Annotated in this window: 11 protein-coding genes; 8 read left to right on the top strand and 3 right to left on the bottom strand. The window is 72.9% G+C overall.

What is annotated here, in order from left to right; all coding sequences use genetic code 11:
• Positions 1-77: 77 nt before the first annotated feature.
• The 7 genes from K7854_RS11180 to K7854_RS11150 all read left to right on the top strand — a co-directional run bounded on the left by K7854_RS11180 (position 78) and on the right by K7854_RS11150 (position 7,473).
• On the top strand, positions 78-1,220 hold the full coding sequence (locus tag K7854_RS11180) for a C45 family autoproteolytic acyltransferase/hydrolase (protein ID WP_226026256.1): 1,143 nt from the start codon (positions 78-80) through the stop codon (positions 1,218-1,220).
• 81 nt (positions 1,221-1,301) lie between these two features.
• Positions 1,302-2,942, top strand: a complete 1,641-nt coding sequence (locus K7854_RS11175; protein WP_226026255.1) for an ABC transporter substrate-binding protein — start codon at positions 1,302-1,304, stop codon at positions 2,940-2,942.
• A gap of 4 nt (positions 2,943-2,946) precedes the next feature.
• Complete coding sequence (locus tag K7854_RS11170) at positions 2,947-3,900, top strand: ABC transporter permease (protein ID WP_226026254.1); 954 nt, start codon at positions 2,947-2,949, stop codon at positions 3,898-3,900.
• Entirely contained in the window at positions 3,897-4,754 is an 858-nt protein-coding gene (locus K7854_RS11165) for an ABC transporter permease (RefSeq protein WP_226026253.1), read from the top strand. The genes K7854_RS11170 and K7854_RS11165 overlap by 4 nt, the downstream gene beginning before the upstream one ends.
• Positions 4,755-4,760: 6 nt before the next feature.
• A complete protein-coding gene (locus tag K7854_RS11160; protein WP_226026252.1) occupies positions 4,761-5,750 on the top strand; it encodes an ABC transporter ATP-binding protein in 990 nt (329 codons plus the stop codon).
• Positions 5,747-6,622 carry an ABC transporter ATP-binding protein gene (locus K7854_RS11155; protein WP_226026251.1) on the top strand — a complete coding sequence of 292 codons (876 nt, stop codon included), beginning with the start codon at positions 5,747-5,749 and terminating at the stop codon, positions 6,620-6,622. Before K7854_RS11160 ends, K7854_RS11155 begins: the two co-directional genes overlap by 4 nt.
• 83 nt (positions 6,623-6,705) lie before the next feature.
• Entirely contained in the window at positions 6,706-7,473 is a 768-nt protein-coding gene (locus K7854_RS11150) for a hypothetical protein (RefSeq protein WP_226026250.1), read from the top strand.
• 16 nt (positions 7,474-7,489) lie between these two features.
• Here the strand turns inward: K7854_RS11150 and K7854_RS11145 are convergent, their stop codons facing one another.
• Together K7854_RS11145 and K7854_RS11140 are read right to left on the bottom strand one after the other, a co-directional pair.
• The gene (locus tag K7854_RS11145) at positions 7,490-8,086 is read right to left on the bottom strand and encodes an NADPH-dependent F420 reductase (protein WP_226026249.1); all 597 of its coding nucleotides are present in this window, start codon (positions 8,084-8,086) and stop codon (positions 7,490-7,492) included.
• Positions 8,087-8,127: 41 nt separating this feature from the next.
• Complete coding sequence (locus K7854_RS11140) at positions 8,128-8,985, bottom strand: inositol monophosphatase family protein (protein WP_226026248.1); 858 nt, start codon at positions 8,983-8,985, stop codon at positions 8,128-8,130.
• A 133-nt stretch (positions 8,986-9,118) separates the two neighbouring features.
• Between K7854_RS11140 and K7854_RS11135 the strand changes: the two genes are divergently transcribed.
• Positions 9,119-10,024 carry a LysR family transcriptional regulator gene (locus K7854_RS11135; RefSeq protein WP_226026247.1) on the top strand — a complete coding sequence of 302 codons (906 nt, stop codon included), beginning with the start codon at positions 9,119-9,121 and terminating at the stop codon, positions 10,022-10,024.
• 60 nt (positions 10,025-10,084) lie between these two features.
• Here the strand turns inward: K7854_RS11135 and K7854_RS11130 are convergent, their stop codons facing one another.
• A complete protein-coding gene (locus K7854_RS11130) occupies positions 10,085-11,803 on the bottom strand; it encodes a PP2C family protein-serine/threonine phosphatase (protein WP_226026246.1) in 1,719 nt (572 codons plus the stop codon).
• Positions 11,804-12,109: the final 306 nt, after the last annotated feature.

Below are 12,109 nucleotides of genomic sequence, written 5' to 3'. Positions count from 1 at the left end.
CTCTGAGCAACTTGTTCCAATGATGTTCATCCTTGGAATGAATGTTACAGCACCGCAGTCCCCCGAGGAGCCCCGTCATGCACCACGCCCCCCTGCCCGTCATAGAGATCTCCGGGACGCCGGAGGAACGCGGGCGGCAGTACGGCGAAGCGGTGCGCTCCCGCATCGACGAGGCCATCGCCTACTACACCGAAGCCTTCGGCGAGGCCTCCGGCCTGACCTGGGACCAGGTCACCGCCCGCGCCCAGCTCTGGCTGGAGCCGGTGCGCGACCACGCTCCCGAACTGGTCGAGGAGATGCAGGGGATCGCCGACGGAGCCGGCGTGGGCCTGCTCGACGTCCTGGCGCTCAACGCACGCGGCGAGGTCATCTACGACTCCACCTTCAGCCGGCTGCCCGAGGACGAGGAGGCCGCCGAGGGCTGCACCTCCTTCGCGGCCCACGGACCGGCCAGCGGCGACGGCCACGTGTGGGCCGGACAGAACTGGGACTGGCGGGCCGCCGTGGCCGGCACCGTCGTGATGCTGCGAATCGTCCAGCCGCCGAAGCCGACCCTCGTCATGCAGGTGGAGGCCGGACAGATCGGCCGCCAGGGCGCCAACTCGGCCGGCATCGCGCTCAACGCCAACGGACTGGGCGGACGCTTCGACGACACCGTCGGACTGCCCCAGACGGTGATCCGCCGCAGCGTCCTGGACCAGTCCAACATCAGCGACGCCCTGCGCGTGCTGAGCCGGACCCGCGCCCACATCGCCGGGAACGCGCTGCTCACCTGCCGGGAGGGCTTCGCCATCGATGTCGAGACCACCCCGGCCGGACACCGCTGGATGTATCCCACCGACGGCCTGCTGGTGCACGGCAACCACTACCAGGCCGGCATCCCCGCCGCCCTCGCCGCCGACTACCGGCCATTGGCCGCCGACTCCCTGGTCCGGGTGCCCCGCGCCGAGCAGGGGCTGCGGCGGCTGCGCGACTCCACGGGCCCCGACGAGTCCCGCAAGACCATCCAGCAGGCCATGTCGGACCACCTCGGCTTCCCCGAGTCCCTGTGCACCCACCCCGATCCGCGCAGGTCGCCCGTACGGCAGTGGCAGACACTCGTCTCCTCCTGCGTCGACCTGACCTCGGGCGACTACCACGTCACCGCCGGCACCCCCTGCGACCGCGACTACCAGCACCTGCCCTGGAACCTCTACGACGGCCCCCACGCCCCCCGTTAGACCGGACCGAAGGTCACCGGGAACCCACCCCCGCAGAAACGAGCAGTCTCCGCACCACCCTTCCCGCTCAGGAGCCACCGTATGAAGTTGAAGACCTCGATCGCCGCCCTCGGGCTGGCGGGCCTGACGGCCGTCGCCACCGCCTGCAGCGGCGCCGACACCGGCCCGGCCGGGGGCACGGCCCGTGACGTGACCCAGCTGGAACTCACCCCGACCACGGCCGCGGCCGCCGGTGCGGTGGACAGCGTCGACTGGCTGCTGGAGGACGAGCCCGACTCCCTGGACCTGGACACCCAGGGCGGCAGCGCGGGCCGCACGGTGCTCACCAACGTGTGCGAGCGCCTATACCAGTTGCAGCCCGACATGACCGTACGGCCCTGGCTCGTCGACAAGGCCACCAGGCCCGACCCCAAGACCCTGGTCCTGACCGTGCGCGACGGCGTCACCTTCCACGACGGCTCCGCCATGACCGTCGACGACGTGCTGTTCAGCCTGCGCCGGCACGCGGACCCGGACATGTCCGAGGCCGACGAGTTCGAGAACGTGACGTCGATGAAGAAGACCGGCGCGCACGAGATCACCGTCCGCTTCAAGGAACCCGACGCCCTGTTCACCAAGGCGCTCGCCGGCGACGCCGGACTCGTCTACCAGCAGAAGCGAGTACAGGAACAGGGGAAGGACTTCGGCACGCCGGGCCAGGCCGACGCGTGCAGCGGCCCCTACCGGCTCGCCTCCTGGAAGTCGGGCGACTCCGTCACCCTGGAACGCTACGACGGCTACTGGGGCGACAAGCCACTGACCCGCAAGGTCGTCTTCCGCTGGGCCGAGGACAGCGCCATGGTCAACGCCCTGCGCACCGGCGCCGCCGACGGCGCCTACACCGACTCCGTGGGCACGGCCGCCGCACTCGACGGCAAGAAGGGCATCGACCTGCACTTCGGCCCCAGCACCGCGACCCTCGACCTCATCCCCACCGAGCGCGGCGGTCTGGCCGACCCCGACATCCGCAAGGCCCTCTCACTGAGCCTGGACCGCGCCGGCATCGCCAAGTCCGGCTACGGCGGCCTGGCCCAGCCCTGGGCCACCCCCGTCGGCTCCGGCGCCTGGGGCTACGCGAAGTCCGTCTTCACCGCCGCACAGAAGGAGCTGACCGGCGCCCCCGCCTCGCCCACCCCCGCCGACATCGCCCGGGCCAAGAAGCTCGTCCAGAACGCCGAGCACAAGCCCGACGGGCCGATCGTCATCGGCACCGACAGCACGCAGGGACGCCTCGTCATCGCCAACGGCGTACGCGCCGCCCTCCAGCAGATCGGCCTCAAGGCACAGATCAAGACCGTGCCCTCCGCCGAGTACGGCGAGTTCTACGGCGACAAGTCCGCCCGCGCCGACATCGACGTCCTCGTCGCCGACTGGTACATCTCCAAGAGCGACCCCGTCGGCTTCTACGACAACGGCGTCTCCGACGACTCCAACAACTGGGTCGGCTTCCACAGCACCGCCTACGACGCGAAGGTCGAACAGGCCAAGCGGACACTGGACGACGCCGAGCGGGCCGAGCTGGTCGTCGACATCCAGCGCCGGTTCACCGACGCCGCCGTCTGGATCCCCGTGGCGCAGACCCCCACCGCCCTGGCCCTCAGCGACAAGCTCACCGGCCCGCCGGCCTCGATGGCGTACCTCTACCACCCGTGGGCCGCGTCGCTCGGCGCGAAGAAGGGCTGAGCCCATGATCGTCCGAATCGGCAGACGGCTCGCCGGCCTCCTCGCCACCCTCCTCGCGTCGTCGTTCGTCATCTTCGCCGCCATCTACGCCGCCCCCGGCGACCCCGCCGTCTTCCTCGCGGGCGGCCGCGACACCCTCACCCCCGAGCGGCTGGCCGCCGTACGCGAGCAGTACCACCTGGACGAGCCGCTGGTCGTCCAGTACGGCCGCTGGCTGTGGGACTGCCTCCACCTGGACCTGGGACGCTCCTTCCAGTACGGCGACGAGGTCGCCGACCTGCTGGCCGCCCGCTTCCCCACCACCCTGGAACTCGTCGCCTACGCCACCGTCCTCTTCGTGGTCCTGGGCGTGAGCGCCGGCGCGCTCGCCGCCCTCAACCGGGGCCGCTGGATCGACTCGGCCGTCGTCGGCGCCACCACCCTCGCCGCGTCCGTGCCCTCCTTCGTCGGCGGCATCGCCCTGGTCGCGCTGTTCGGCGTGCAGCTGGGCTGGTTCCCCGTAACCGGCAGCGGGGAGGGACTCGTCGGCACCCTGCACCACCTCACCCTGCCCGCCGTCGCCATGGCCCTGGGCGCCCTCGCGGTCGTCAGCCGGGTCACCCGGCAGGCCGTCGTCGACGCCGACGGAGCCGACCACGTCGCCGTGGCCCGCTCCTCGGGCCTGCCCGAGCGCGAGATCGTCCGACGCCACGTGCTGCGCAACGCCCTCGGCCCGATCGTCACCATGTGCGGCCTGGTCACCGCCGGCATGCTCGCCGGCACCGTGGCCATCGAGACCGTCTTCGGCCTCAGCGGCATCGGCTCCCTGCTCGTCGGCGCCATCAACAGCCACGACTTCCCCGTCGCCCAGGCCGTCCTGCTGCTGATGGTCACCTGCTACGTGGTGGTCACCACCCTCGTGGACCTCGCGCACCCGCTGCTCGACCCGCGCCTGAAGTCCGCAAGGAGCGCCGCATGACCGCCGTACCCGCCGACGCCCCCGCGCCCGCCCCGACCGTACGGCGTGTCCGGCGCCCGGTCGCCGCACTCGTCGCCACCGGCTTCCTCGCCCTGGTCGTGCTCGCCGCCGTGTTCGCCCCGCTGCTCGCGCCGTACGCCCCCGACGCCGTCGACCTCTCGTCCTCCCTGGTCGGCACCGGCGGCGAGCACCTGCTGGGCACCGACGCCTCCGGTCAGGACCTGCTCTCCCGGGTGCTGTACGGTGCGCGCACCAGCCTCGTCGCCCCCGTGCTGCTGCTGGCGCTCGCCGCCGTCATCGGGGTGAGCCTGGGCACCCTGGCCGCCTGGCGGGGCGGCTGGATCGACACCTTCGTCTCCCGCCTCACCGACGTCATGTACGCCTTCCCCGGGCTGCTGTTCGTCGTACTGATCATCGCCGTCTTCGGCACCGGTGTGACCACCTCGGTGCTCGGGCTCGGCCTCGCCTTCGCGCCCACCATCGCCAAGTACACCCGCAGCGTGGCCCTGGCCGAGCGCGCCAAGCCCTACATCGACGCCTACCGGGTGCAGGGCATGGGCGGCGCGCGGATCTGCGTACGCCACCTCGTGCCCAACCTCGCCCGGTCGATCGCCGGATACCTGGTGGTCCTCTTCGGCGAGGCACTGATGAGCCTGGCCACCCTCAGTTACCTCGGCTTCGGCACCCAGCCGCCCAGCTCCGACTGGGGACTGATGGTGCAGGAGGGGCAGTCGGCCATCGTGCAGGGCGCGCTGCTGCCCGCGCTGGTGCCCGGCACCGCCATCGCCGCCGTCGTCGTGGCCTTCAACGTCGCCGGGGTGCACCTCGCCGACCGGCTCGGAACCAGGAGGTAGCCACCCGTGCTGCTCGACATCGACGGACTCACCGTCCAGTTGCCCGGCGCCGCCCGGCCGCTGCTCGCCGACGTGTCCCTGCGGGTGGCCGCGGGCGAAGTCGTCGGCCTCGTCGGCGAGTCCGGCTCCGGCAAGTCCACCACCGCCAAGGCCGTACTGCGCGTGCTGCCCGACGACGCCGCGGCGCACGGGCGGGTGACGGTCGCCGGAGCCGACGTGCTGACCATGACCGGCTCCGCGCTGCGCGAGCACCGGGCCCGGCGCGTGGCGATGATCCACCAGAACCCGCGCTCGGCCCTCAACCCGGTCCACCGCGTGGGCGACTTCCTCGTCGAACGCCTCCTGCGCACCGGCGACCACGACCGCCGCACCGCCCGCGACCGCGCCGTCGAACTCCTGGACCGCGTCGGCCTGAACGATCCGGCCCGCCGCCTGCGCCAGTACCCGCACGAGATGTCCGGCGGCATGCTCCAACGCGTCGTGATCGCCGGCGCACTGGCCGCCGACCCCGACCTGATCCTGGCCGACGAGTCCACCAGCGCCCTGGACGTCACCACCCAGGCGGAGATCCTCGCCCTGCTGCGCGACCTGGGACGCCGACGCGAGACGGGCATGCTGTTCATCACCCACGACCTGCACCTGGCCGCCGCGTACTGCGACCGCGTGTACGTCATGTACGCCGGCCGCATCGTGGAACACCGCACGGGGCACAGCCTCTTCGACCACGCCCGCCACCCCTACACCCGCGGACTGCTCGACTGCTCGCCCGAACTCGGCATCTCCCGCCCCCTGCGCCCCATCCCCGGCCGCCCCCCTTCCCTCGCGGACAGAGCCGACGGCTGCCCGTTCGCCGCACGGTGCCCCGAGGCCGAGCCCGCCTGCGAGACGTGGACCCCCCGGGCGACCGAACTGCCCGACGGCGGCGAGGCCGCCTGCCGCCGGCTGCCCGAAGCGGCGGCGGCCACCGCCGGAGCGACTGCGAGGAACAACCCGTGACCACCCCTCAAACCCCGGCCGCTGCCCAGCCGCTGCTCGTCGCCGACGGGCTGCGCAAGACCTACCACCTCCCCGGCAAGGACACCCTGGTCGCCGCGAACGACGTGTCGTTCACCCTGCCGACGGGCGGATCGATCGGCATCGTCGGCGAGTCCGGCTCCGGCAAGACGACCGTGGCACGCATGCTCGTCGGACTCGTCCGACCCGACGCGGGAACGGTCCGCGTCGACGGCCGGGACCGGACGGCGGGGCGACGCCGCGGCCGTGGCGAACGACTCGCCCGGGCCAGGGAGATCCAGATGGTCTTCCAGGACCCGTACCTCTCACTCGACCCGCGGCTGACCGCACGCCAGTGCCTGGCCACCTCGCTGAGCCTCCACGACGCGGCCGGCGCTCAGGGACGGATCGAGGAACTCCTCGACCGGGTGGGCCTCGGCTCCCGCGAGGCCGCAGCCCGCCCGCACGAGATGTCGGGCGGGCAGCAGCAGCGGCTGGCCATCGCCCGGGCCCTGGCGGTGAACCCGCGCGTCCTCGTCCTGGACGAGGCGGTGGCCGCCCTGGACGTGTCCATCCAGTCGCAGATCCTGCGGCTGCTCGTCGACATCCGGCAGGACACCGGTCTGGCCCTCGTCTTCATCAGCCACGACCTCGCCGTCGTCCAGCACGTCACCGACGAGACGGTGGTGATGCGCCGCGGCACCGTCGTCGAACAGGGCCCCACCGAGCGCCTGCTGACCGCGCCCGAGAACGCGTACACCCGGGCGCTGCTGGCCGCGGTTCCCCGCCGCGGCTGGGACCCGGCGGCCGCGGTACGGGACCGCGGCGCCGCCCCGGCGGGCGGCCGGCGCTCCGGGAAGGCACAGGAGGACTGACCGGAGTTGTTCAGTGCCGTGCACCGCTTGGTGAACAATGCGGGAGCGCGGTGCACTGGGGCCTGCAGTCCAGGAGGTGTGGAGTGTCTTGGTCCCTGTTCGCCGCGCTCCTGGCCGGTGCCGTGGTCGCGGCGGCTGCGGTCGGGCTGCGGCCGTCGGCACTCCGTCCAGCGGGCACCCGCACGCCGCGGTTCCGCGACACGCGCCGGCTTGCCCGGAGGCTTCTCGGTGTCACGGCGGCGCTGGGGCTCGCGGGCCTGCTCTCGTGGGCACTGATGCTCCTGCCACCCGTCAACGACGCCGTCCTCGGTGACCTGCCCCGCGATCTCGACGACTTCGCCCGGCTGTGCGAGGACGGGAGCGGGGAGAGCGGTGAGCCCTTCCCGCGTGCGGCCTCCTACCGGCCGCAGGACCCGGAGGACCGCTCGCGTCCATGGGTCGCCGTCGAGGACGATCGGGCCGCTCACGCCTCCTCCGGAACGGTCCCGGAGGAACCGGTCGACCGGGACCACGAGCCGTCCCCGGAATCGGTCCAGCTGGTGATGTGCAGCAAGGTCTCGGGGAGTGTGCCGGGTACGGAGATCAGCTGTTCCTACACCAACGGTCCGCTCGGCTACGGCCCCGTGACCCAGACGGTCGAGTTCGCCCGGGGCCGGTACACCGTGGACGTCTTCGAAGCCCGCAACGGCGAACGGGTGGCGACCCGCACCCTGCGGGGCGACAGCGAGGTCCAGTGCGCCCGGCTCGTCACAGCGGGGGAGTCGGAACCCAGGTACACCACCCCCGGGTGGCAGGCGTACGCGCAGCTGGCCGCAGACCTGCCCTCCCCCAGGCCGGACGGAGCGACGTGAGCATGCTGCTCCCGCGTCAGCGGGCGATCGACACGGCGAAGGGCGCGAATCCGGCGGAGCGGATCACATGCGGGACGAAGAGCACCGCGGCCTCGGTGGCCCGGGCGGTCCTGATCCCGCCGAGGTCCGTGACCCATTCCGGCGGCCATCCCAGGTCTCCCAGGAGCCCCAGGACGACCTGCTTGGCCTCCGCGCTCTCGCCGGAGAGGAAGGCCGTCGGCCGCTGCGTGAGGGCGGCCGGTGCCGTCATCACCGGGTAGAGCATCGTGTTGAGCGTCTTGACGACGTGGGTGTCCGGCAGCGCGTCCTGCAGCTGCTCGGCGAGGCTGGAGCCGGGGTAGAGCAGCTCGGCGGGCAGTCCGTCGGGGCCGTCGACGGTGGCGTTGGCCAGGTCCACGAGGATCTTTCCCCGCAACTCCTCGCGCAGAGCGGCCAGCCGCTCCAGTGAGCTGTCGCCGGGTGTGGCGTTGATGACGATGCGCGCCTTCCGGGCGTTGTCGGCCGCCGAGCCGGGGGCACGTCCCCCGACGGCCACCTCGTGCCCGGCCCGGGACAGCGCCGCGCTCAGGTTGGCGCCGACTCGGCCGTTTCCGAGAACTGCGATCCGGTCCATGGTGATCCGGTCCTTTCGTTGGTGATGATCTGTTGCGGTGGTCAACGGGTCAGGGTGGCGACGGCGGCCGCGTGCACTCCGGGGGCGGTGGCCAGGAAGCTGTCGCTCTCCGGCGTCCACGCGCGCCCTTCGGCGTCGGTGATCCGGCCACCGGCCTCGGAGACGAGAAGTGCCCCGGGAAGCAGGTCCGCGCGAGCGCCGGCGAACTGCCAGAAGGCGTCGATCCGGCCGGCGGCCACGGACAGCAGGTGCAGGGTCGCCGGCACGGACGTGCGCACCACGAGCGCGTCGAGGAGCATCGCGGTGACCGAGGAGCCGATGCGCCGCACGGTGCTCGCGTCCTCGTCCGGCCTGGCCTGGCTGGTGGCCACGAGAGCGAGCCCGAGGTCGGTCTGCTCCGACACCCGCAGGGCCCGGCCGTCCAGGTGGGCGCCGGCACCGGCGAGCGCCGTGTAGGTCTCACCGGTCAACGGCAGGTGAACCACGGTGAGCACCGGACGGTTCTCGCGCACGAGGGTGGCGGTGACCGCCCACTCCGGCAGTCCGTGCAGGTGGTTGACGTTGCCCTCGGCCGGATCCACCAGCCACCACTCGCCCGGAGGCAGTGAGCCGCCCTGCAGTTCGTCCGCCACCCAGCGGGCGCCGGGCCGCAGGAGCGTGAGGCGGGGCCTCAGCACTGCGAGCACCGCCTCGTCGTTGGCGGCGAGAGCCCGCATCAGCTCCGCACGGCTCTCGTGGCGCACCACATCGCCGAACCGCTCCCGCAGGACCGTACCCGCCGCACGAACGGCGTCCGAGGTCCGTGCGAGCACGACGGCGTCGGCCGAGGCCCCTTCCCCGACTCCTGCTGCGGCTGCCGCTTGGGCTGCCGCAAGGGTGCTGCGTGTCGTTTCGGACATGACTGTCTCCCGTCGAAGAAGGGGGGTGTGGGGCGGGTGGCGAGCCGCGTTGCCGCTCCGTTCCCGCATCTCGACGGTAGGGGCCCGGCCGATTAACAACAAGTGCATGTAAGGAACGCCTAACATGACTCCCATGCAATTGGACTTGAACCTGCTGACAGCGCTCGACGCGCTCCTGGAGGAGGGCAGCGTGGCCGGGGCGGCGGCGCGGCTCCACGTGACCGCCCCTGCGATGAGCCGGAGCCTCGGCCGGATCCGGCGCACGACGGGAGACCAGATCCTGGTCCGCACCGGCCGCGTGATGACCCCGACGCCCTACGCGGTCGCCGTCCGGGAGCAGGTGCACGACCTGCTGCTGCAGGCCCGGACCGTGCTGGCGCCCAGCCGCGAGCTCGACCTCGACTCCTTGGACCGCACCTTCACGCTCCGCTGGCACGATTCCCTGGTCACCCTCGGCGGGCCCACGCTCCTGTCCGCCGCGCGCAGCCAGGCACCGGGGGTGCGACTGCGCTTCATCGCCGAATCGAGCGTGGACACACCCGAGTTGCGGCGCGCTCAGGTCGACCTGGAGGCCAACGCGGACCGCCCGGCCACGCCGGACATCCGGGCCGAGCACGTGACGGAGAGCCGGCACGTGATCGTGGTACGTCAAGGACACCCGCTGACCCGCGCCGGGACGGTCACCGCCGCGCAGTACGCCGCGGCCGAGCACATCACCGTCTCGCGGCGCGGCCATCTCGGCAACGCCCTCGACGACGCCTTCACCGAGCTGGGCCTCAGCCGGCAGGTGGTGGCGGCCGCGCCCACCGAGGCGGCCGCCTTCGCGTTCGCGCGCGACTCCGACTTCCTGCTCACCGTCCCCGAGATCACGATGCGCCCGGCAGCCACGGCTTTCGGCCTGACCGTCCTGCACCTGCCGGTCGAGCTGCCGCCGGCCCCGGTGTACCTGTCGTGGCACCAGCGCTACGACAGCGACCCCGCGCACATGTGGCTGCGCGACCTGGCACGGACCGCACTGCGCGGCCCCGACGGAGAGTGAGACGGACGGGTGGCCCCGCCGGCCGGCCACCGCTGCGCGGCGGCTGGTGGTCGGGGGAGCCTAGGGCGGAGTGGTGCGCCGCAGGACGAGGAGAGTGGCGTCGTCGGTGCGGTGCGGGCCGTCCAGGCGCGCCACGAGGTCCTCGGCGTAGCCGTGCAGCTCGTCCAGTCCGGGGCCGGGGGCTTTCGTCCGCAGGGAGAGCGTGGCGGCGTCGAGCAGGCGCAGGGTGTCCTGGTCGGGATCGCTGTCCCGCCGTTCGGTCAGGCCGTCCGAGTACATGAGGACGATGTCGCCGGTCCGCAGCGGCGCCACGGCGGCGGTGTATTCCGTGCCGGGCAGGACGCCGAGAGGGAGTCCCGGTCCGCCGGCGGGGGAGGGCAGGGGGGTGGCGCGTCCGTCGCGGAGCAGCACCGGGTTGGGATGTCCGGCGCAGGTCCAGCGCAGCAGCGACCGCTCGGGGTGGTACCGGGCGATGACGGCGGTGGCGGTGGACTCGATGCCGTCCGCGCACGCGGTGTCGTTCAGCCAGTACGTCAGTTGCTCGACGGGCTGCTCCGTGTAGGCGAGTCCGGCCAGCGCATAACGCAGTTTCGCCATCAGGGTGACCGCGGCCAGTCCGTGTCCCCGGGCGTCGCCGAGCGCCACGAGCAGCCGGTCGTCGGGCAGTGTGCGGACCTTGTACCAGTCTCCTCCCACTCCGGCCTCGCGGGCGTCGGGCCGGTACACGACCGTCGCCTGCAGACCGTAGGCGGCCGGCTCGTCGTGGAACTGGGGGAGCACCGCTTCCCGCAGGGCCTCCGCGACCTCGCCGAGAGTCCTGGCGTGCTGGCGCTGACGGTGTGCTTCCCGCTCGGCGTGGTCCGCCGACTCCCGGCGCAGGCGCTCGGCGGTGACGTCGGTGAACACGGCGCGGACGCCCCACACCAGACTGCCGGGAGCGATCCGTACGGGTTCGGCGGTCATCCGGGTGATCCGGCCGGGCGTGCTGCGCAGGCGCAGGTAGCAGTCGGCCGTCCGCTTGCGCAGGGTGACCTCGTAGAGCATCTGGTAGAGGCCCGGCAGGCTCTCCGGCGTGGCGGCGCCGGCCAGGTCGGCCAGGGTGGGCAGCGGGCCGTTCTCCGGCAGCCCGAGTGCCTGGCGGAACCCCCGGGAGGGTTCGACGCCGTCGTCCCCGAGATTCCACTCCGCCCAGCAGGTGCGCACCAGCCGCTGCGCCGCGGCGGCCATGAGGAGACGGTGGCCGCGTTCCCAGGTGAGCAGCAGTTGGTCACCGCAGGGGCTCACCCGGACATCGGCGATGAGCCGCACCGGACCTGATGGACCGTTGACGACCCACTCGACGGCTTCGGGCCCCTGGGCGTCCCGGTCGTGGTGGGCGCGGCTGATCATCCGGGGGACGGGCGTCCGGTGGAGGGAGGGCAGCCGCTCGTACAACGACACCGGACCCGGCCACCGGGGGAGCGGGCTGCCGGGAAACCGCTCGGCCACGTAGGCGACCGCTGCCGCGTTGTGGCTCGTGCAGTGGACATCGACGACGTCCCCGGCCTCCCCGCACACGGGGGTCAGCAGCAGGGCGGGCACGGGAAGGGCGTCGAGCACCTCGCGGCCCGTGGGGAACCCGGTGCCCGGCAGCGTCCTCGGCCGGCCCGGCTCGCCGGGCGGGGGCCCGTGCCCCCGGGGATAGGCGCGGATGCGGCGCCGCTGGGACCGCAGCAGCTCCCTGATCGCCCTCAGTTCCAGACGGGCCCGTGCGTCGGGCGCCGGGGGCAGGTCATCCATGGGGGCTCGGGCCTCCAGCGGGGCGCAACGGGGGAGTACGGAACAGTTTCGGCACCGGGAGCAGTGATCGGCCACCGGGGATGGGCCGGGCGGCGGACCCGACCCGCCCGGGGGTGCCCGGGGCCCACCGGGGCGCCGGGGCGAACACGGCGATTCCCGCGGGAGCGGGGGCTTCGTTCACCCCTCCGCCACGGATCCGTCGGCGGCGGGTCGCCCGGGCGACGCTCGCTCTCCGCCCGCGTTCTCGATCATGTGACGTCGTCCCAGTGGTGGGTGCGGTCGAGCCCGACGCGGATACGCGCCGGC

It is taken from the genome of Streptomyces hyderabadensis (assembly GCF_020404845.1).
In the GTDB taxonomy this organism is placed as follows: domain Bacteria; phylum Actinomycetota; class Actinomycetes; order Streptomycetales; family Streptomycetaceae; genus Streptomyces; species Streptomyces hyderabadensis.
This window is presented reverse-complemented; position numbering and strand designations above follow the sequence as displayed.

Bases quoted from the DNA above. Each gene is read 5' to 3' on its own strand.
- K7854_RS11170 (WP_226026254.1), top strand. From the start codon at position 2,947: ATGATCGTCCGAATCGGCAGACGGCTCGCCGGCCTCCTCGCCACCCTC.
- K7854_RS11175 (WP_226026255.1), top strand. From the start codon at position 1,302: ATGAAGTTGAAGACCTCGATCGCCGCCCTCGGGCTGGCGGGCCTGACG.
- K7854_RS11130 (WP_226026246.1), bottom strand. From the start codon at position 11,803: ATGGATGACCTGCCCCCGGCGCCCGACGCACGGGCCCGTCTGGAACTG.
- K7854_RS11135 (WP_226026247.1), top strand. From the start codon at position 9,119: ATGCAATTGGACTTGAACCTGCTGACAGCGCTCGACGCGCTCCTGGAG.
- K7854_RS11145 (WP_226026249.1), bottom strand. From the start codon at position 8,086: ATGGACCGGATCGCAGTTCTCGGAAACGGCCGAGTCGGCGCCAACCTG.
- K7854_RS11180 (WP_226026256.1), top strand. From the start codon at position 78: ATGCACCACGCCCCCCTGCCCGTCATAGAGATCTCCGGGACGCCGGAG.
- K7854_RS11140 (WP_226026248.1), bottom strand. From the start codon at position 8,985: ATGTCCGAAACGACACGCAGCACCCTTGCGGCAGCCCAAGCGGCAGCC.
- K7854_RS11165 (WP_226026253.1), top strand. From the start codon at position 3,897: ATGACCGCCGTACCCGCCGACGCCCCCGCGCCCGCCCCGACCGTACGG.